A 21,309-nucleotide genomic window follows, 5' to 3' on the forward strand; every position below is an offset into this window, starting at 1 on the left:
TCAATCTCCTTGATTCACATTCTTTGTCTTTGCAATATCTTCATGAACTTTCATAAAAAGGATTAATTTTACTTTACCATTGTCCTCACTTCGGTGCAAAATATTTTCTTCCGTAATTTCTGAACCTTCCGGAAGTTTTTTGAGCAAATCTCTCTTTCCCTGCTCTTTTGCAATTTGCACTGCTTCATCCTCGGTTCTGTCATACTTCATGCGAGACAGCTCAAAGTACGTTGTTTTTTTCCAGTATAAAGGAAAGGGCTTAGAAAATATGCTCAGCTGGTGATAGTCTTCTTCTTTTTTCTTGAACTTGTAGTCTATTTTACCCCAGCCCCATACAGGAAATTCAAAACCCGCTATATTGACATGATATTGTTTTTCAAACTCACCTGTAGCTGTTTGTATATTCTCTTGTTGGCTTGCGGTAACTTCTACGCGATACCATGTTTCAGCGACAACTTGTCCTTCTGCCCGGACAAGACTTTCATCATTTTCATCCAATTGAGCAGATGCTAACATATCTCCTTCTTCCACATAGTCGTTAACTTCTACCATCGGCTTACCTTGTGAGATATAAATGTAATGAATCATACCTTTTTTCGCGGCAACCAAATCTGCCGGGTGTCTTGCTCCCTCTTTTTCTACTAATGTTTTTTCAACTCCATGAAAAATATATGCGGTGCCCTTCTTCTCCACACCGATCCAAAGCAGCTCCGGTATATCATCCAGAAGTTTCTGCTGCAAAGTGCCATTATCATCAAGTCTGAAAGAAACAGCTCCTGGCTGTACACCATAACCCTTTAACTGCTTTTCCACTTTTTTCTCAAGCTCTTTTGGCAGTCCTTCGATATGAACGGACCAAACTAAATTGGAAACAAAAACAAGAAGCATGATGGTTAACAGTAACGCGAACCATAATGGCTTCTGAGCTACAAAATTACTCCATAAATAAGGGATTCCTTGTCCGCGTTTCAAACGAATTTTATACCTTGTTCTTTTTCTGATCCTCTTCACTTCTGCGAGGTCATCCAGATAAATGTTTGCCTGAAGCTGATGCTCCGACAATCTCTTTGCATTCCAAATGACCACCCCTTCTCTGGTACAAAGATTGATAAACTGCTCTGGATATGTACCCTGGATGATTAGTGTGACGTATCCCTTTATGAACTTACCTTGTAAAGGTTTCATCCGAAAAGGCCTCCTTTCAAGGAACAAATTATTGATCCATAAATAAAATTGAATGCATCTTTCCTTCTACTAAAATTTCTTCCGATAACATCATTTTTAAAACGAATCCTTCTCCAGTCAGACGGATTTGTCCTTTCCTCGATTTCAGTCTGATTTCATGTTCTGAAAAGTGGAGCAGTCCCTGATGGTTTTCTATATAAACATGGAAATCCCCAATTGTAGTGACCCTTGGCAAATCCAACATGACATCAGAAGGAAGTTCCAAGTAATTGGCCATCCAGCCTCGGATCTGTTGTTGCCATTTTTTCATGTAACGACCTCCCCCTCCTCTATATATACGAAAAACGCACGGATTGTATCACTACAATCCGTGCGTTCTCATCAATAATTATTTCGTTTTGAAAATGTACGATGCGGTTTATGCGCTCGGGGAGGACCCAATATCTCGGCCATCATGACACTTTCAGCAATCTTCTTCCGATTCAAATTGCTTTTGATCGAAAGAGAAGTTGCTGCTTTCTCACCATCCTGCATCGGTTTCGTGCGTTCCATTTGCCCAGGAATGGCGTCATGGATTTTCCGGTTTGGTGTTTCATAAGTGAAAGAGCCGGTGTCTTGTCTATCACCGATATTTCGTTCCGAAATATCTTTGATTTGTCTTTTCTTTTCTTCGTAATATTTTTCAACCCTATTTTCGCCTGGCATTTTCTGTTGTGAGCGCTCAGTTCTATCCATCCGCTCCATTCCAGGCTGTACTGGTCGTGCAGGCGTTTGTTTCTGCTGGGGAGGCGGCCGTTTCGGCCGCTCCTCCTCCTGCTCTGTGTTCATCCGGTTCAACCAACTGATAATACCGCCAATAAAAATGGCGACCAGAAAAATATTATTCAGTAGAAAATTAATGAAATTTTCCATGGGATAGCCTCCTTACACCACGGAGGTGATTATTTTTCTTCGTCTTCACCATGGTCTTCCTTAGAAAGTTTGCCTAACGTATCACGCATATCTGTATCAGCATTTATATTACGGTAATTCATGTAGTCCATAACACCCATTTTACCTGAACGTAGTGCTTCAGCAAGCGCCTGAGGTACTTCAGCTTCCGCTTCCACAACTTTCGCTTGCATTTCTTGCACTCTGGCACGCATCTCTTGTTCTTGGGCAATCGCCATAGCACGGCGTTCTTCAGCTTTCGCCTGAGCGATATTTTTATCAGCTTCAGCCTGATCTGTCTGTAGGATTGCTCCAATGTTTTTACCAATATCAATATCTGCAATATCAATGGATAAGATTTCAAAAGCGGTTCCTGCATCTAACCCTTTTGATAATACATTCTGGGAAATACGGTCTGGATTTTCCAGAACTTTATTATGATTTTCGGAGCTACCAATTGTAGAGACGATTCCCTCACCAACACGGGCGATGACTGTGTCTTCTCCCGCACCACCGACTAACCGGTCGATGTTGGCACGTACTGTAATACGTGCTTTTGCTTTTACTTCAATCCCATCCATAGCAACACCTGCAATGAATGGTGTTTCAATTACTTTCGGATTGACACTCATTTGCACAGCTTCCAATACATCACGACCGGCCAGGTCTATTGCGGCACAGCGTTCAAAACTAAGCTCTATATTTGCTCGCTGAGCAGCAATTAAAGCATTGACCACGCGGTCTACATTACCACCTGCCAGGTAATGACTCTCTAACTGGTTGGTATCTACGTTAACACCAGCTTTATGAGCTTTAATCAACGGATTGATTACCCTGGAAGGGATTACCCGACGAAGACGCATCCCTACGAGTGTGAAAATACTGATACGGACACCTGCTGCCAATGCGCTGATCCACAGCATAACTGGTATAAAAGTGAATAGAATAGCAAGCACGATGATGATAAGACCAATAATGATAATTGGCATTAATTCTTGTAACGTCATTCTTTTTCCTCCTTCATGGTTTCTTTATTAATTTCACGCACAACGATGCGTGAGCCTTCTGTTTTTATGACTTTCACAGGCTGACCAGCCGGTAAAAACCTGCCTTCCGACACCACGTCTAAACGTTCCTCATCAAATACAGCAGTCCCGGAAGGGCGCAGCGGCGTCAATGTTTCGCCTTCTAACCCAATCAACTCTAATCGGTTGGTAGAGGAGACAAAGCCTTTGTCTGCAGTAGTGGCGTCTTGTAAAATGATATGCCTGAAAAATCCCCTTTCCAGTCCAAGGTATTTGAACAGGATAACGGAAGCAATAACTGCTACCAAAATTGCAATCCCGATACTCATAGCCATATGACCGGTATCAGCGCCGGAAAGCATCAACGAGGATACGATGGCAACAGCCCCCGCAATCCCTGCGATTCCCCCCGGCAAGAAAAACTCAGCGATTATTAGTATAAGACCAAGCACAAGTAAAATGATTGCTTCGTAACCTGCCAGACCAGCTATGATATGACCATAGAAAAACAGTACGAGAGATAAAAGCCCCATGGTCCCTGGTATACCGAATCCAGGAGAATACAATTCAACAATCAATCCCAAACTGGCAACGGAGAGCAGAATCGGCACGACAACGGGATCTGTTAAAAACCGCGCAATATTCTCTGCTAATGATGGTTCAGTCTCCACTACTTCTGCGCCCTTCAGTTCTAATTCGCTAAGAAGCTCTGTCCGGTGCCTGACTATTCCCTCAGCATAGCCCACTTCCTCGGCTGTATTTGGACCTAACGTTAAAAAATCACCTTTCGGAGCATTATAACCAGGCAGGTCGACAGATGGGTCAGCCATAGCTTCTGCATAAATCGGGTCGCGTCCATTTGATTCAGCTGCAGCCTTCATGGCGGCAATCCAAGCAGACTGTGCTTTTTTGTCAGCCGCATTGCCATCACCAGTGATAACCCCTGATGCTCCCATTGTAGCGTTCGGCTTCATATAAATTTCATCTGAATTAAGCGCTATGTAGGAGCCAGCCGACAAAGCTTGGGTAGTAATAAATGCAGCATTAGGAATATTTAAATCCTGAAATAATTCTCCTATGGCGTTAGCGGAATCCACCCTGCCGCCAGGAGTAGCAATTTCGAAGATAATATAATCCGCATCAGCGTCTTCAGCTTCCGATATAGCTCTTCTTAAAAACGCTTCCATTCCCCGTTCTACATTATCTTTCACAGGGATGATATATACAAGCTTCCCTTCCCCACTCTCGGCATATACTTTGGTAGAATCCTCATGTAAAATATGCACCAAGCCTGACAACAGCAGGGCAATTATTAATAAATAGTGAGAGATTCGAAACATTCAGGTCCCCCCTTTCAAGCCGAATCATACTATATGTACGTTTTACTCAGCAGCAAGGTTTCATACAATTTTAAAATCTGTTATTGAAAATATACAGCTGGTTTAACTTAGTATATAAAGCTTTAAAACCTTACTTTCTTAAGGGTTAAAAAAAATCTCCCTATCACAAGGGAGATTTTTCCATCATGTAATCATGATAAATGCTTCAGTACGAGCTTATTTACTTGAGAACCATCTGCCTTGCCTTTCACTTTAGGCATGATTGCACTCATTACTTTCCCCATATCTTTCTTTGAGGATGCTCCCACTTCTGCAATCGTTTCTTGAACAACTTGTTCAAGTTCTTCTTCTGAAAGCTGTTTCGGCATATATGCTTGTAAAATCTCTATTTCACGATTAAGTTTTTCTACAAGGTCTTCGCGTCCAGCTTCTTGAAATTCATGGAGGGAATCCTTACGTTGCTTTACCTCGCGAGATAAAACAGTAAGCTCTTCTTCTTCAGATAATTCGCCTCTTCCAAGTTTGATCGCTTCATTTTGCAATGAAGCTTTAACCATGCGGATAACGGTCAGTTTTTCCTTTTCCTTATTCCGCATCGCTTGTTTCATGTCTTGATTGAGACGTTCAACTAATGACATAGCTCTCTACACCCTCTTTTACCACTTACGCTTTCTAGCGGCCTCAGACTTTTTCTTACGGCGTACGCTAGGCTTTTCGTAATGTTCACGTTTACGATATTCAGATAGAGTTCCAGATTTGGATACACTCTTTTTGAAGCGACGAAGAGCATCTTCAAGAGACTCGTTTTTACGAACGCGAGTTGTTTTTGACATGCTATTTCCCTCCCTCCGAAGCATAAAGCAAGTATCTTCTCAGCATGCATCTCTATATCCCATGCCTTTGATAATTATATTATAACCCCTATTCCGGGTCAACTTTTTTCCCTGAATTTGTTCCATACTTACCATTTTTTTGTTCAGTTATCTCTGAATTTCTGTACATGTTTCCTTTCTCTTGTCCATATAGTGTTATGAGGTGTCGCCATATGATGATGGAATTAATTTCAAAATTGACGGTATTGTTATTAATGTTTCTTTTTGGCCTGCAATGTTTGAAAGTAGGTCTATTCCAGCTTTCTTATCAACGAACTAAGCAGTGGATACAGCATTTTTCCAGAAATCCTATCCTTGCCATTTTAACAGGTTTTGCTGCAACAGGCTTACTGCAAAGCAGCTCGGTTGTAATTGTATTAGCAATGGGGCTTGTTACTACTAAATATATGAAAGTAACTCAGGCTATAGGTATCATGCTTGGTGCCAACCTAGGTACCACCCTTACAGGAGAAATATTAAGTTTGTCATTGCATCTTCCATATAGCTTCCTACTCCTTGCAGGTGGTTTGATGATTGTCATGCAGCATCAGAAAACGTTTGCCTGGGGCACTATTTTATTTGGACTTGCTGTCATATTTCTAGCCTTAGAAAACTTAGGAGGGTCTATAGCTGATTTCATGAATCTTCCTGGAACTTCTGAATGGTTAAGTTCACTGGATGATTCTACTCTTTCTGCCTTGTTCTTTGGTATTATCGGATCCGGGCTTATTCAGTCGTCCTCTGCTATGTTTGGTGTGACGCTGACCATGCTGGAGCAGGGAGCAATCTCTATGCCTTCTGCTATAGCTGTCATCCTGGGAACCAATATAGGCACTTGTATAACAGCATCCATAGCAGGTGCCGCACTTGATAAAGGCGCAAGAGTAGTGGCATCCAGCCATATCTGGTACAACCTCATCAGTGTGCTCCTATTCCTTCCTGTCCTCGGTTATTTGGATGAGCTATCTGTCTGGCTTGCAGTAGAACCTGGCAGGCAGTTAGCGCATTTGGCAGTGCTTTTCAACACGGTGACCATCTTTCTCTTCTACCCTTTTTTAAAACCTTTCGAAAAATGGCTTACCCGTTTGCATAAATAAAAAAATCATCTCAGCTCCACACATATTATTGAAAGGTTAAGGAAGAAACAATTCTGAGGTGTGCGTGAGAGTTTAGTGCGTGGGGAGAGAAGCGTTTTTCGTGTGAAAGCAAGTTACCGAAATCGTTGCGATATAAGAAGAAGTTATTCCGTAAAGTCTAATTCTCTATTCACAGTCATCTTTTAATGAACGCCCCCTTATAGAAAGGTGATGCCAACGGTCTTTATAGTGTGGATAATGACTATAAAAATCGAAAAACTCTGAAGTCATGGTTATAATAGACAGTATAAGAGCCCCAAGGAGCCTTAAATTCACAGGGGATGGTCTTAATAAAAATAAATTCCCCCTACAAAGCAAGCGACAGCGTAGCATGTGTCTCTCCAACTGCTTAGCTTGATTATTATCGAATCAGCAAAGTGGAAAACTCCCCCTTCAGTATAGAAGAGAATGTATTAAACCACGAAAAACTTAAAGCCCAGAGTTTCTGCAACTCTGGGCTTTTTAATATTAGTAATCGGAGGTTCCTTGTTCGCCTTTGATGATTTGAATGCCGGAACTTGCACCAATGCGCGTAGCACCCGCATCAATCATCGCTTTTGTAGCTTCAAAATCACGCACTCCGCCAGAAGCCTTCACGCCAAGCTCAGGTCCTACAGTAGCACGCATTAGTTTAATATCTTCTACAGTCGCTCCTCCCCCTGAGAATCCAGTAGAAGTCTTCACATAATCCGCGCCAGCCTTGACAGCCAACTCACAGGCTTTTACTTTTTCATCATCTGTAAGCAGTGATGTTTCAATGATTACTTTGACTAAAGCTTTATCCTCTGCTTCTCTTACAACAGCCTCGATATCTGCCTGTACTGTCTCATAATCTTTTGATTTAATCGCTCCCACATTGATGACCATATCAATTTCTGTAGCACCTTTTTCGATGGCCTGCTTAGTTTCAAATGCTTTGACTTCTTTCGTATTCGCTCCCAATGGGAAACCGATTACAGTACAAACCTTAACATTAGTGTCTTTTAATTGTTCATAGCAATGATTGACCCAATACGGGTTCACACATACAGAAGCAAACTCATACTCTTTCGCTTCCTGACAGACTTGATCAATTTTTTCCTGAGGTGTATCGGGCTTTAATTGTGTATGATCAATATACTTTGCGATATTTTCCATAAAACCTCTTCCTTTCTTCTGGCTGGTTAGTTGTACGTACCTCTTCATCATAGCATGAAGACAGGTTAATTTCTATGCCTAGTCTTTTCCTCTTTTGAAAAAAGCCATACGAACTGTCGTATGGCTTTCCCTTTAAATAGCAGTAACCCGGCTGCTTAAATCAGGTTCGTCCATTACGCGGACAAACTGACCTTCATTATACGGGTAGCCTGCTTTAGTTATTTTTACTTTGACAATTTTTCCAATCAAATCCTTGGATCCCTCAAACTTCACTTTCAAATAATTATCGGTATAACCGATCAGTATACCACCATTTTCGGTTTCTTTATCTTCCTCTTCAGGAATGACTTCTAAGACGTCATTCTCAAAGCGGGAGGCGTATTCTTTCGCCTGCTGATCGGATAATTCAATCAAACGGTGTACGCGCTCATTTTTCACTTCTTCATCGACTTGATTTTCCATTCTTGCTGCTGGTGTACCTGTTCGCTTGGAGAATGGGAAGACATGGAGTTCGGAATAACCGATTTCCTGAATAGCCCGATAGGTTTCCATGAATTCTTCATCCGTTTCACCCGGGAATCCGACAATAACATCAGAAGTGATGGCAAGGTCAGGCAACGCTTCTTTGATTCTGTCAATTCGTTCCTTATAAAATTCCATCGTGTATTTTCTGCGCATACGTTTAAGTACTGTATCGGAACCAGATTGTAATGGTATGTGTAAATGGCGCACTATTTTATCTGAGTCGTTTAAGACTTGAATAACATCATCCGTAATTTGGCTTGCTTCAATAGAAGAAATACGGATACGCTTCAATCCTGTTACTTTCTCATCTAATTCACGAAGCAGCATCGCAAGGTTATAGTCTTTCATATCTTCACCATAACCACCAGTGTGAATTCCAGTTAGCACGATTTCTTTATAGCCTGCATCCACAAGCTGTTGAGCCTGTTTGATGACATCTTCCGGCTTTCTTGAACGCATCAAGCCACGTGCCCAAGGAATAATACAGAAGGTACAGAAATTATTGCAGCCTTCCTGGATTTTTAAAGAAGCTCGCGTACGATCTGTAAAATATGGCACGTCCAACTCTTCATATACACGGTTTTTCATGATATTAGTAACGCCATTGATCGGTTGACGTTCCTGTTTATATTGTTCAATATAATCCAGCATCTTCACCCTGTTTTGGGTACCGACTACAATATCCACCCCAGGTATATCCATAATTTCCCCAGGGGAGGTCTGTGCATAACAGCCGGTTACACAAATAACACCATCTGGATTTTTACGAATGGCACGACGGATAACCTGACGGCTTTTTTTATCTCCGGTATTGGTTACCGTACAGGTATTGATAACGTAAACGTCAGATTCGCGATCGAAGTCCACGCGTTCATACCCCTGATCTTTAAATAATTGCCATACGGCTTCTGTTTCATAGTGATTCACTTTACACCCTAATGTATGAAATGCCACTGTTGGCATTTTCATCACCTCAATTCTTCTAGATGATACGAAATACTTGCCAGCAAATATAGAGGAGCTGTTTCCATTCGTAATATTCGGGGACCCAGCCGGACAGGATGAAATCCTGCTTCCGTAAGTTTAGCTGCTTCTGACTGAGAAAATCCGCCTTCGGGTCCAATCACCGCAATCACACGGTCATCAGCAGACATTTTATTGACCAAATCCGCTAAAGACTGGTATTCATCCTGTTTTGCTTCATTTTCAAAGGCAAATAATTTCCATTTGAATTGTTTGCCTGTTTGTATCAGCTCGTCTAATTGATGAACAGAATGGATGGATGGTATTATTGTGCGTTGGCATTGTTCACTAGCTTCTTTCGCAATTTTTTCAAGGCGGGAAATTTTCTTGTCCACCTTTTTTTTATCCCATTTTACTACAGATCTTTCTGCTTGATAAGGGATGAATTGGGAAGCACCTAGTTCTGTACCTTTTTGTACTACCGTCTCCAATTTATCACCTTTGCCAAGCGATTGGACAATAGTGACTTCCACAGGGAGTTCTACTTGCTCATCCAGCCAATCGATGATATCACATTGTACTGCATCTTTATCGGTACTTGTAATACGGCATGATGCAGCATAGCCGCTGGGATTAATACAAATAATTTCATCATCCGGCTGCATTCGCATAACCCGGACAATATGGTGGACATCCTCCCCTGTTATGGTTACTCCCTGTTCAGTCCAGCCGTCTTCCCCTACAAAATATCGCTGCATTAGATGCACCTGCTTTACTTACTATTTCGTTGCGATAATAGATATCCAATCTTCCATTTGGTTAACTTCCACTATTTCAAACCCGGCATTTTTCAGGCTTTGTTTTACATGTTCTTTTTTTCCTTGTATGATCCCGGAAGTGATGAAATAGCCTCCTGGCTTCAAGAGCTTATAAGCATCTTCGGTGAAACGGACAATGATCTCTGCGAGAATGTTGGAAACAATCAAATCTGCCTTTACATCTACTCCATTCAGCAAATCATTTTGACGCGCATTAATCCGGTCCTCCACCTGGTTGAGCCTGGCATTATTTTCAGTACTTGATACGGCAATCTCATCGAGATCATAAGCAAGCACTTTAGATGCTCCAAGCAGCACAGAAGCAACACTTAAAATGCCTGAACCTGCTCCCACATCCAAAACAAGGTCTCCTTCATTCAGAAAACGTTCAATAGCCTGAATACTAAGTACTGTTGTAGGATGCGTTCCAGTACCAAAGGCCATCCCAGGGTCCATTTCGATAATTACTTCATCACTGGAAACTGGATCGTATTCCTCCCACGTAGGGATGATCGTTACTTTGTCTGAAACTTTGACTGGTTTATAATATTTTTTCCATTCATTCGCCCAATCTTCTTCATTGACTTCAGAAAGTGTCACCTTATTTTTGCCTAACTGGATATCATATTCCGCTAAACTGTTAATGGACTGTTTGACAGCATCGATGGTTTCACTCAAAAAACTATTAACCGGGAGGTAGGCTTTTACATAAACCCCTTCTGATGGATAATCGTCAGGATCGAGATCATATAATTCGCCAAAACCCGCCCTGCGTTCTTTTTCCATATCTTGCGGATCTTCAATGACTACACCACTGGCTCCTGCTTCATGCAGGATATTTGATACTGGTTCTACAGCTTCGTTTGTAGTATGAATGCAAACTTCCGACCATTTCATTTCCATCAGCTCTTTTCCAGTTGTTTTATGAATCTTCCTGCCTCAACATATGTAGAGGCTGATTCAAAATAGTTTTCCTCATTTTGATCAGCCCCTATTATCCTACTCGCCCTTGAATGCTCGCTTCATTTTTTGAAAAAAGTTACCGTGTTGTTCTTCTGTCGCTTCATTACCACTGATTTCATTAAACTCACGGATTAGTTCTTTCTGTCTTTCCGTGAGGTTTTGTGGAGTGACGACACGGATTTTCACATGCTGGTCGCCATGACCATGTCCGCGCACATTAGGAGCACCTTTCCCTTTCAAACGGAATGTTTTCCCGGTTTGCGTTCCTGCTGGCACTTTCAGTTTCACTCTGCCATGTACAGTCGGTACTTCTAACTCATCACCAAGTGCAGCCTGGGCAAAAGTTACAGGCAGCTCACAAAAGATGTGGTCGCCTTCTCTTTCAAAGAATTCATGAGATTCTACTCTCACTACAACAAACAAGTCACCGGCAGGTCCTCCGTTGGCACCGGATTCCCCTTGTCCTGCTACCCGGATTTGCATACCATCATCAATTCCTGCTGGAATGCTGACATGGATTTTTTTCCGTTTGGTCACATTTCCAGAACCGCCGCAGGTATTACATTTATCCTTGACGATTTTACCACTGCCTTGGCAATAATGACATACTCTACGGTTAACGACACGGCCGAACGGAGTATTTTGCTCTTCGTTCAACTGGCCGCTCCCTTTACAGTGAGAGCAGGTTTCTGGAGAAGTACCTGGCTTGGCTCCTGAACCGTCACATGTCTCGCATTCTTCTTCTTTCGGTATTTCAATATCCGCTTCTTTACCGAAAATGGCTTCTTCAAAGCCTAGTGTCATTGTATATTGAAGGTCAGCGCCCTTACGCGGAGCATTTGGATCACGTCTTCTGCCCCCGCCGCCGAAAAACATATCGAATATATCGCCAAAACCGCCAAAATCTTCCGCGCCTCCACCGAAGCCGCCAAAACCGCCTTGGCCTTGAGGGCCGGCATGACCAAATTGGTCATATTGGGCACGTTTCTGCTGATCACTTAATACTTCGTAAGCTTCTTTAACTTCTTTGAACTTATCCGCCGCATCCGATTCGTCACTGACGTCCGGATGGTATTTGCGGGCAAGTTTTCGATAACTCTTCTTAATTTCGTCCTTGGAAGCGTCTTTTCCCACACCAAGAACGTCATAGTAGTCTCGTTTACTCACTTGACGATCACTCTCCCGGCACTATTGCATAAAGTTAATAATAACATTGATACAAAGCTATTTTCAAATCTTGTTTCTTCACTTTCGTTTGCGTTAAAAAAGTCAAAGCCAAGAAATTCCTGACTTTGACTTTTAACTTGACTTTCTTACTTTTTGTCGTCTTCTTCATTAACTTCTTCATAATCAGCATCGACTACATCATCATCGCTGCCTTGTCCGCCTTCTGCTTCCTGCTGAGCTTGAGCTTGTTGTGCTGCTTGCTCATACACTTTTGCAGATAAGTTTTGGACGTGTTCCTGAAGCGCTTCTTTCTTTTCTTTGATCTTATCCAGGTCTTCTCCTTCTAACGCTTCTTTCAATTCATCTTTAGCGGTTTCTGCCTGTTGCTTTTCTTCTTCAGAAACCTGTTCGCCTAAGTCTTTCAATGTTTTTTCAGTAGTGAAGATCATTTGATCCGCTTCATTGCGAAGTTCTACCTCTTCACGTCGTTTCTTATCTGCTTCAGCATTTTCTTCTGCTTCCTGGACCATCTTCTCTACTTCTTCATCAGAAAGTCCGGAAGAAGATTTAATAGTGATGGACTGCTCTTTATTTGTACCCATATCCTTAGCACGGACGTTAACAATACCGTTAGCATCGATATCGAAGGATACTTCAATTTGTGGTACACCACGCGGTGCTGGTGGAATATCTGTCAATTGGAAACGGCCAAGTGTTTTGTTATCCTGTGCCATTTCGCGCTCCCCTTGCAGTACATGGATATCAACCGCAGTCTGGTTATCTGCTGCTGTTGAGAATACTTGGGAGTGGCTGGTTGGAATTGTTGTGTTACGTTCAATAAGTTTAGTAGTTACGCCACCCATTGTTTCAATACCAAGGGACAGTGGGGTAACGTCCAGAAGGACAACATCTTTAACGTCCCCTTGCAAGACTCCACCTTGAATAGCAGCACCAAGCGCTACTACCTCATCAGGATTAACTCCTTTTGAAGGTTCTTTGCCTACTTCTTTTTTCAATGCATCCTGGACAGCCGGAATACGAGTGGAACCACCAACCAGGATAACTTTATCAATTTCGCTGGAAGAAAGACCTGCATCTTTTAGCGCTTGACGCGTCGGCTTCATGGAACGCTCGATAAGTTCAGAAGAAAGCTCTTCGAATTTAGCACGAGTCAATGTCATTTCCAGATGCAACGGACCTGCTTCACCTGCTGTAATAAATGGCAGGGAGATTTGCGTTTGAGCAACACCGGAAAGGTCCTTCTTCGCTTTTTCAGCCGCATCTTTCAAGCGTTGTTTAGCCATTTTGTCCTGAGATAGGTCGATACCATTTTCTTTCTTGAACTCAGCAACCATATGGTCGATAATTACCTGGTCAAAATCGTCCCCGCCAAGGCGGTTATCACCAGCAGTAGATACAACTTCAAACGTACCGTCGCCAATATCAAGGATAGAAACGTCAAAAGTACCGCCACCAAGGTCATAAACAAGAATAGTCTGATCCTGGTCCTCTTTATCGATACCATAAGCAAGTGCTGCAGCAGTTGGCTCATTGATGATACGTTCTACTTCGATGCCAGCGATTTTACCTGCATCTTTAGTTGCCTGGCGTTCCGCATCATTAAAGTAAGCCGGTACAGTAATGACAGCTTTATCTACCGTTTCACCCAGGTAGTCTTCTGCATATCCTTTGATGTATTGAAGGATGATTGCAGAAACTTCTTGAGGTGTATATTCTTTTCCTTCCACTTCTACTTTATGGTCGGTACCCATATAACGTTTGATGGAAAGGATAGTGTTCGGGTTAGTAATCGCCTGACGCTTAGCGACTTCCCCTACCTGACGTTCACCATTTTTAAATGCGACGGCAGAAGGAGTTGTACGGTTACCCTCTGGATTTGGAATTACTTTTGATTCGCCGCCTTCCATTACAGCGACACAAGAGTTTGTTGTACCTAAGTCAATACCAATGATTTTACCCATTGTAAATTCCTCCTTATAGCTCTACTGTGTTGAATTCATATGAGTGAACTCCTATACGGAGTTAGATTACATTTAGATAGTGCGTTTACTGGTTCACTTTCACCATTGCAGGCCGGATTACCCGATCTTTCAGTTTGTATCCTTTTTGCATTTCTTCAATGACAACATTGGAATCGTAGTCTTCCTCATTCGCCTGCATCACTGCCTGATGAAGGTGAGGGTCAAACTGCTCACCCTCTGCTTTGATTTCTTCTACGCCCTCTTTCTCCAATGCAGCTTTAAATTGCTGGTAAACCATCTTCATACCATCGACGAACCCTTTAGCGGCTTCGCCTTCGACCTCCACTTTCAACGCACGGTCAAAATTGTCCAAAACCGGAACTAATTCAGTAACCAGGTCCTGGGATTTATATTTACGATCCGCTTCGCGTTCTTTCATTGTGCGTCTGCGGAAGTTATCATAATCAGCTTGCAGGCGGATCAAGCGGTTATTCAGTTCTTCATAATCCTGCTTCAATTTTTCTAATTCCTCATCCTCAGCCTGTTCTTCCTCAAGGACTTCCTGTTCCAATTCTTCTTCCTTCGCTGTTTCTTCTGGATCTGTAATGATTTCTTGTTCCTGCTGGTTGTCCTTTGACATTCCGACACCCCCTCCGAGTTCTATTCACCGTTAAGACTATAACACTTTTACTGCACAGAAAAAAGTAAAAGGGCAAAAATAAGGGATGGGAGAAAAAGCTGCCCATCTTTATCCTTTTCTACCCTTATTCATTTTGATACCAGGATTTAAAGGTATCTGTCATTTCTGATGAAAGCACATGCATTAATTTAATAACGCGATTGTACTCCATCCGGGTAGGTCCTAATAAAGCGATGGTTCCAACTTGATCATCACCTAAAGCGTAACTGGCCGTAATCAAGCTGCAATCCTGCATGGCATCGACCTCATTCTCATGGCCGATTTTCACTTGAATTCCAGAATGATCGTTACGCAGTAAGTGAACAATCTCACTTTCTTGTTCCATCATGGCATACAGGGATCTCACTTTTTCAAGGTCTTTGAACTCTGGCTGCATGAGTATATTGGTTTTTCCGCCGACATACAACTTTGTAGGCTGTTCATTCAGCAACGCCGCCTGCAAGTATTGAAATGCCTGCTCATAATTATTCGTATGAGTTTTCAACAAAGCGCCGACTTCACTGAAAATCTTCTCATGAAGTTGTACCAAAGGCACACCATGTAAACGGTCATTCAAGATATTCACCATTTTTTCCAGATCATTTGCTTCAATTTCCTGAGGAATATTGAAAGCCCTGTGTTCTACATGACCCGTATTGGTTACAAGAATTGCCACAGCTGTCTGAGCAGTCAAGGGAACAATCTGCAGCTGCTTCAACTTCGTTTCAAACACCTCTGGTCCGAGAATGATCGAAGTATAGTTCGTCAAATCGGATAAAATTCCCGCTGACTTTTGAACCACTCTCTCAAACTCAAGCATCTGATCCCGAAAGGTTTCCTGAATAGAACGAATTTCCATATTAGAAAGACGGAAAGGGGACAATAAATGATCTACATAAAAGCGATACCCTTTTTCAGAAGGGACCCTTCCGGATGATGAATGGGTCTTTTCTATCAGCCCCATCTCTTCCAAGTCAGCCATTTCGTTTCGAATGGTAGCCGAACTAAAGGTGACTTCACCTTTTTTGGAAATCGAACGTGACCCTACAGGTTGTGCTGTATGGATGAATTCATCAATAATCACTTGCAGTACCAGTAATTGCCTTTCTGTCAACATGATGATCACCTCTGTTAGCACTCTTATCTGTTGAGTGCTAAATCTATTATAAAACTATCAAATGCCCTTTATGTTGTCAACGACTTTAGCTTGGATTTTATACATCTTTTTCGTCCAGTAAAAATTCCTGGAAAACCTCATTGCCAAGGAGCCTCCCCTTTTCTGTCAATGCTATTTTATTATCCGCTACAACGATTAATTGACGCTCTTTTAAATAGGGCAGAACACCCCCATAAACCTGCTCAAAGTTCTCGCCATATTTCGCCTCAAAGTTATTTAATTCTACGCCTTCTGTCTTCCGCAGACCTAAAAATAACTCTTCTTCTATTTGTTCTCTTCTGCTGATTGGTTCCTCGTGAAGTACAGGACGGCCATTTTCTTCTGCTTGTTTAATATAGGCCGGAAGCGGCCGGATATTCACGATCCGTTTCCCCGGAAGATAGCCATGGGCCCCAGCCCCAAACCCGAAGTAATATTCGTTGTTCCAATAGGTCAGATTGTGTTTGCTTTCAAATCCAGGTTCCGCAAAATTACTGATTTCATATTGTTTTTTTCCTTTAGCCATCATTTTCTTCTGCAGCAATTCATACATTGACGCTTCTGATTCCTCTGGAGGCTTGCTTAACTTACCTTTCTTATACCGTTGATAAAATACTGTTTTCGGCTCAATTTGCAAGGAATACGAAGAGTAATGAGGCAGGTCGAAGCGTAAGGCTTCGTCCACGGTTTGTTCGAATTGGTCTACAGTTTGACCTGGAAGGGCATAAATCAAGTCGATACTGATATTCGTCAGACCGGCATTCAACAACCTGTCTATATTAGTATAGACATCTTTGACTTTATGAAGACGGCCTATTTTTTCAAGCATCATATCGTCAAAAACTTGCACTCCAAGGGATATACGATTTACACCAAAAGATTTCAAGAGCTTTACTTTTTCTTCATCGAGATCACCTGGGTTGGCTTCAAAAGTATATTCACTGCATGCTGCGATATCATGATAACGATCAATGATTATCAGCAGTTTTTTCAATTGTTCCTTCGACAGTGCCGTGGGAGTACCGCCACCTACAAAAATAGTCCTGGGGGCTATCTTTTTTTCCGGTATATATGATTTGATTTCTTTTTCCAATGCGCTCAAGTAATCATCTGCCAGCTTCTCATTATAAAAAAACTTTGTAAAATCACAGTAGTGGCAAATTTGCTGACAGAATGGTATGTGAATATATACTGATGGTATCTGCATCAGGTTACCGCCTTTCATAACGAAAACCGCAAGAAAAACTTCCTGCGGTTTTCGGCATATTAATTATCGTCGTCATCCATTTCCAGTACAGACATGAAGGCTTCTTGCGGTACTTCGACGGAACCGACCATCTTCATCCGTTTCTTACCTTCTTTTTGCTTTTCTAATAGTTTACGCTTACGGGAGATATCCCCCCCGTAGCATTTGGACAACACGTTCTTTCTCATCGCTTTGATCGTGGAACGAGCTACTACTTTATTGCCAATCGTTGCCTGAACTGGCACCTCGAATTGCTGTCTCGGAATAAGATTCTTCAGCTTTTCGACAATTTGCTTTCCACGTTCATAGGCAAAGTCTCTATGCACAATGAATGATAGAGCATCAATTGTGTCACTATTCAATAGGATATCCATTTTGACGAGATTCGATGCCTGATAGCCGATCAGCTCATAATCAAAAGAAGCATAACCTTTTGTTTTTGACTTCAAGGCATCAAAGAAATCATATACGATTTCTGATAATGGAATCTCATAAACAACGTTGACCCGATTTTCATCGAGATACTGCATATCTTTGAAATCTCCGCGTTTCTTCTGGCAGATTTCCATTACCGGCCCGACAAAATCATTCGGTACCATAATCGTAGCTTTGACAAATGGTTCCCGGACTTCCTGTATTTTTTGGTTGTCTGGCATCATCGATGGGTTATCCACCTGTATTTCACTTCCATCTGTCAAAGCCACCTGATAAATAACACTTGGTGCAGTAGTGATCAGGTCAATACCAAATTCTCTTTCGATACGCTCCTGAATAATCTCCATATGAAGCATCCCAAGGAAACCTGTACGGAAGCCAAATCCTAGCGCCTGTGATGTCTCTGCTTCATATTGAAGGGAAGAATCATTCAATTCCAATCGCTCCAATGCTTCACGGAGATCATTATAACGGTTGGCATCTACCGGATACATTCCACAGAAAACCATCGGATTTAATCGTTTATAACCTGGCAATGGTTCGGCCGCCTGCTTTTTGGCATGTGTAATCGTATCACCGACACGACTGTCCCCAACATTCTTAATCGAAGCAGTCAAATAACCAACATCTCCGACCGTCAATTCGTCCAGTGGAGCTGGTTTAGGCTTGAACACACCTACTTCATTGACTTCAAATTCTTTTCCTGTCGCCATCATCTTGATTTTATCGCCCACTTTTACAGACCCTTCTTTGATACAAACATAAGCGATGACACCACGATATGGATCATATAAGGAATCAAATATCAATGCTTTCAATGGTTCTTCCTCATTGCCAGCCGGCGCCGGGATGTCACTGACAATTCTTTCAAGTATTTCATCGATTCCTTTACCATCTTTGGCAGAGGCAAGAATCGCATCAGAAGCATCGATACCGATGACATCCTCGATCTCCTGCTTCACCCTATCCGGGTCTGCGCTAGGAAGATCAATTTTGTTAATAACCGGGATAATTTCCAAGTCATTCTCCAGTGCTAAGTAAACATTCGCTAACGTCTGGGCTTCAATCCCCTGGGCCGCATCGACGACCAAAATGGCCCCCTCGCAAGCAGCCAAACTACGCGACACTTCATACGTGAAGTCGACATGTCCTGGAGTATCTATTAAATGAAAAATATAATCTTCATCATCTTGTTGATAGTTCAATTGAACAGCATTCAGTTTAATCGTAATTCCCCGTTCGCGTTCCAAATCCATTGCATCCAGGAACTGTTCTTTCATTTCACGCTGTGTCAATGCTTTTGTTTTTTCTAATATCCGATCAGCTAATGTCGATTTCCCATGATCAATGTGAGCAATGATCGAAAAGTTCCTCACACGCTGCTGTCTCTGATTACTTGCCAATTACAATCCACTCCTACTATTTTTACGAACGATAACTAGCATAGATTATAGCAATAGCCAAGGGAATATTCAATCATCAAAAGCAGAAGTTACGGGTCAGAAGAGCTGAACTTAATTTTTTTAAAAAGAGGCTCTTTAAAAGCTCCGTATTGTTTTTACAATAAAAGCTCCCTTTTACTGAAGACTCAGTTTCAAGATATGTTGTTTCCGTTACGGTAGTAACGGTTTGAAGGTCCGGGAAATCACTCGCTTTCCATGGGAGTACGGTGAGCTTCCTCGGGCTGAAGCCCTCCGGGAGCTCACCATGTACTATTCTTCCATTGGAGTCTCGCAAATTCCCGTACCTCCTTGCGTGTATGAGAGAAACGGAAACATCACTAAATAACTTCAAACTTAGTAAGATTCCTTCTGAAAAATGGCCTACTAGCTGAATCCTTGGTCATTAAAGAGAAAATGTTGAAGACATCTTCATCTTTATAAATGGTCCGTTATTCAAAAATGGATAAGGCGGCAGGGAAACGGTGAGACTCCCGTGGGAGAAGGATCCAGACGAGACCCCGCAGGGAGTGAAACGACCGAGGAGGCTCGGCGGCTCCCCCACAGGAAAGCGAACTGTTTCCCTGCCGCCCTTACTCCTGATTCGGCAACGGACCCAAATTATCTCGAAGTCAAGTCTTCGACTTTTCGGCCCTATTGTGGAATAAGCCTATTATGAAAAATCAACAACAAAGTTTAACAGAGCCAAAAATGAAGAAGCAGTCTGCGCTGCTTCTTCTAAAATAATGGCTCTACTATATTAGCGGCAGTAGTAATGACGATATCATAAACCTTTGAAATCCCTGTACCTAATAACTCAGCAATCTGTACGCTGGCATGAGCAGGATATTGACCTTTATCTGGAAATGGGGTTTCTACAGGTATTCCAACCACAGGACCTTCAAACATATCGTTTTTTTCCGCTTGCCTCTCTAAAAGTGATTCTTTCGAAAGGACGGGGATATCTGGCTCGTCAGCATGGTTTTCGGAGGCTTGATTGATACCAAAAAAAGCACCGCCAAGAAACAACGAGATCATCATACACAATATTAGCAAGTACTTCATCATAACTCCCACCTCCAGTTCTTAATCACCAGATACCTTTTCCGCTTCCCAGTAATATTCACTGAATACTTCCGCCACTGCATCAACCGAACGGTATATTTCATCCAGACTGTTTTCATGGCCGCCGAATTCTAATAATATCGCTTTTTCAGAAAGATCCTGATTGTACTTGCCATCCACTCCATTTCCTTTCTTTTTAATAACCCCCCTGCTTAATCCAGGGAACTTTTCTTCCAGTAATTCATGAAGGTCTGCAGCCAGTTTGGCATTTTTTTCATAAGCTTCGTGCTCAGCGCCGATTACAAAAATGGTTTTCGCAAAAACTTCCCCATCAATTTCAGTAGTGGTCACATCCCTCGGAGCTCCATCACGGTGCAGGTCGAAAATGTATTGGATATCTTTGTTGGCAGCCATCGCTTCCGTAACAATCGTTCTTGATGCATCATAGGGAGCTACCCCTTTTTCCTTTGCGAATGCAGTAACATCGCGATCATTCACCTTTGCCCCAATCCCGTTGGCTTCTAAAGCCTTAGCCAGGCGATCACTCACTTTAGTGATGTTTACTTCATCATGATAAGCATGTTCTGTCCCTTCAGCCAAGTGTGGAAGGAAGGATTCCCGGTTGTGGGTATTATATATAAGAACGACATTGCGACCACCTGTAGAGGGTGCGTCTTTTCTTTCTGTTTTTTCCACCGGACCCTCCTCTTCCGGATCCACCGCCTCCCTATCTTCCATTACCACATCCAGTGGAGGATGGGACTCTATTGGCAAGTTAGTATAATCCGTTCCCTCACCAGCAACCAGAATTTCACTATGATAAGTATCCAGCCCTGGCAATTCCCTCCCCAATAGGCTCCGCGGATCATTTGGTGTCAAACTCGTTGCCAATTGAAATCCCATTGTTGTCAGGTCAGGAGGTTTTACGTTATCAGGATAGGCTCCTTTGTACATTTTATTTTCCATACTGAATAAATATAAAAATGACGGACCCTCAATTTGGCTTGTCCAGTCTTGAATTGTTTCTGAATAGATTCGATAAGTCGGTTTAACACTCGTCAATCCCCCAATAATCAATAAAAGAGCTGCCATGGCCGCTACCCATGATCCTGCCCGTTTTGACAGCCTGTTGAAGTGGTAGGGCTGGAATGGCTTTCGCTTTCTTATTTTCCTCATTATCCGGCTCCCTTCATAACCTTAAGGCTGTTTATTAAAGTCTATGAGGGAGCTGATAAAATAGAACTTC

At 42.3% G+C, this 21,309-nt stretch carries 20 protein-coding genes; 1 reads left to right on the forward strand and 19 read right to left on the reverse strand.

Translation table 11 applies throughout. The features are described from left to right. From yqfD to rpsU, 7 genes are all read right to left on the reverse strand, one after another. Nucleotides 1-1,185: a sporulation protein YqfD gene (gene yqfD / locus FHS45_RS13840; RefSeq protein WP_062446814.1), complete on the reverse strand. Its 1,185-nt coding sequence runs from the start codon at nt 1,183-1,185 to the stop codon at nt 1-3. Nucleotides 1,186-1,213: 28 nt separating this feature from the next. Beyond that, a complete protein-coding gene (yqfC, locus tag FHS45_RS13845) occupies nt 1,214-1,495 on the reverse strand; it encodes a sporulation protein YqfC (RefSeq protein ID WP_062446815.1) in 282 nt (93 codons plus the stop codon). Between the two features lie 71 nt (nt 1,496-1,566). Beyond that, entirely contained in the window at nt 1,567-2,097 is a 531-nt protein-coding gene (locus FHS45_RS13850; protein ID WP_062446816.1) for a hypothetical protein, read from the reverse strand. Between the two features lie 29 nt (nt 2,098-2,126). Next, entirely contained in the window at nt 2,127-3,122 is a 996-nt protein-coding gene (gene floA / locus FHS45_RS13855; protein WP_062446817.1) for a flotillin-like protein FloA, read from the reverse strand. Beyond that, a complete protein-coding gene (locus FHS45_RS13860) occupies nt 3,119-4,480 on the reverse strand; it encodes an NfeD family protein (RefSeq protein WP_062446819.1) in 1,362 nt (453 codons plus the stop codon). Before FHS45_RS13860 ends, floA begins: the two co-directional genes overlap by 4 nt. Before the next feature lie 191 nt (nt 4,481-4,671). Further along, a complete protein-coding gene (locus FHS45_RS13865) occupies nt 4,672-5,118 on the reverse strand; it encodes a GatB/YqeY domain-containing protein (protein ID WP_062446821.1) in 447 nt (148 codons plus the stop codon). Between the two features lie 18 nt (nt 5,119-5,136). Beyond that, a complete protein-coding gene (rpsU, locus tag FHS45_RS13870) occupies nt 5,137-5,313 on the reverse strand; it encodes a 30S ribosomal protein S21 (RefSeq protein WP_028783259.1) in 177 nt (58 codons plus the stop codon). Between the two features lie 212 nt (nt 5,314-5,525). On the opposite strand from rpsU, the gene FHS45_RS13875 reads away from it, so the two are divergent. Beyond that, complete coding sequence (locus FHS45_RS13875; RefSeq protein ID WP_062446826.1) at nt 5,526-6,449, forward strand: Na/Pi symporter; 924 nt, start codon at nt 5,526-5,528, stop codon at nt 6,447-6,449. A gap of 507 nt (nt 6,450-6,956) precedes the next feature. On the opposite strand, the gene deoC is transcribed toward FHS45_RS13875, so the two are convergent. The 12 genes from deoC to spoIIP all read right to left on the reverse strand — a co-directional run bounded on the left by deoC (nt 6,957) and on the right by spoIIP (nt 21,239). Beyond that, nucleotides 6,957-7,625 carry a deoxyribose-phosphate aldolase gene (gene deoC / locus FHS45_RS13880; protein WP_062446829.1) on the reverse strand — a complete coding sequence of 223 codons (669 nt, stop codon included), beginning with the start codon at nt 7,623-7,625 and terminating at the stop codon, nt 6,957-6,959. A gap of 132 nt (nt 7,626-7,757) precedes the next feature. Beyond that, a complete protein-coding gene (gene mtaB, locus FHS45_RS13885) occupies nt 7,758-9,113 on the reverse strand; it encodes a tRNA (N(6)-L-threonylcarbamoyladenosine(37)-C(2))-methylthiotransferase MtaB (protein WP_062448011.1) in 1,356 nt (451 codons plus the stop codon). Nucleotides 9,114-9,118: 5 nt separating this feature from the next. Then, the gene (locus FHS45_RS13890; RefSeq protein WP_062446831.1) at nt 9,119-9,871 is read right to left on the reverse strand and encodes a 16S rRNA (uracil(1498)-N(3))-methyltransferase; all 753 of its coding nucleotides are present in this window, start codon (nt 9,869-9,871) and stop codon (nt 9,119-9,121) included. A gap of 21 nt (nt 9,872-9,892) precedes the next feature. After that, entirely contained in the window at nt 9,893-10,828 is a 936-nt protein-coding gene (prmA, locus tag FHS45_RS13895; RefSeq protein WP_062448014.1) for a 50S ribosomal protein L11 methyltransferase, read from the reverse strand. A 102-nt stretch (nt 10,829-10,930) separates the two neighbouring features. Next, nucleotides 10,931-12,061, reverse strand: a complete 1,131-nt coding sequence (gene dnaJ, locus FHS45_RS13900) for a molecular chaperone DnaJ (RefSeq protein WP_062446836.1) — start codon at nt 12,059-12,061, stop codon at nt 10,931-10,933. Nucleotides 12,062-12,207: 146 nt separating this feature from the next. Further along, complete coding sequence (gene dnaK, locus FHS45_RS13905) at nt 12,208-14,043, reverse strand: molecular chaperone DnaK (RefSeq protein WP_062446838.1); 1,836 nt, start codon at nt 14,041-14,043, stop codon at nt 12,208-12,210. Between the two features lie 85 nt (nt 14,044-14,128). After that, entirely contained in the window at nt 14,129-14,683 is a 555-nt protein-coding gene (gene grpE, locus FHS45_RS13910; RefSeq protein ID WP_062446840.1) for a nucleotide exchange factor GrpE, read from the reverse strand. 124 nt (nt 14,684-14,807) lie between these two features. After that, the gene (hrcA, locus tag FHS45_RS13915; protein ID WP_062446842.1) at nt 14,808-15,839 is read right to left on the reverse strand and encodes a heat-inducible transcriptional repressor HrcA; all 1,032 of its coding nucleotides are present in this window, start codon (nt 15,837-15,839) and stop codon (nt 14,808-14,810) included. Between the two features lie 97 nt (nt 15,840-15,936). Further along, complete coding sequence (gene hemW / locus FHS45_RS13920; RefSeq protein ID WP_062448018.1) at nt 15,937-17,085, reverse strand: radical SAM family heme chaperone HemW; 1,149 nt, start codon at nt 17,083-17,085, stop codon at nt 15,937-15,939. 59 nt (nt 17,086-17,144) lie between these two features. Beyond that, nucleotides 17,145-18,962, reverse strand: coding sequence for a translation elongation factor 4 (gene lepA, locus FHS45_RS13925; RefSeq protein ID WP_062446845.1), 1,818 nt, complete (start codon nt 18,960-18,962; stop codon nt 17,145-17,147). Between the two features lie 774 nt (nt 18,963-19,736). Then, nucleotides 19,737-20,063, reverse strand: a complete 327-nt coding sequence (locus FHS45_RS13930; protein ID WP_166761419.1) for a hypothetical protein — start codon at nt 20,061-20,063, stop codon at nt 19,737-19,739. Between the two features lie 21 nt (nt 20,064-20,084). Next, on the reverse strand, nt 20,085-21,239 hold the full coding sequence (gene spoIIP / locus FHS45_RS13935; protein ID WP_062446853.1) for a stage II sporulation protein P: 1,155 nt from the start codon (nt 21,237-21,239) through the stop codon (nt 20,085-20,087). Nucleotides 21,240-21,309 lie beyond the last annotated feature (70 nt).

Source organism: Thalassobacillus devorans (assembly GCF_011761345.1).
Taxonomy (GTDB): domain Bacteria; phylum Bacillota; class Bacilli; order Bacillales; family Halobacillaceae; genus Thalassobacillus; species Thalassobacillus devorans.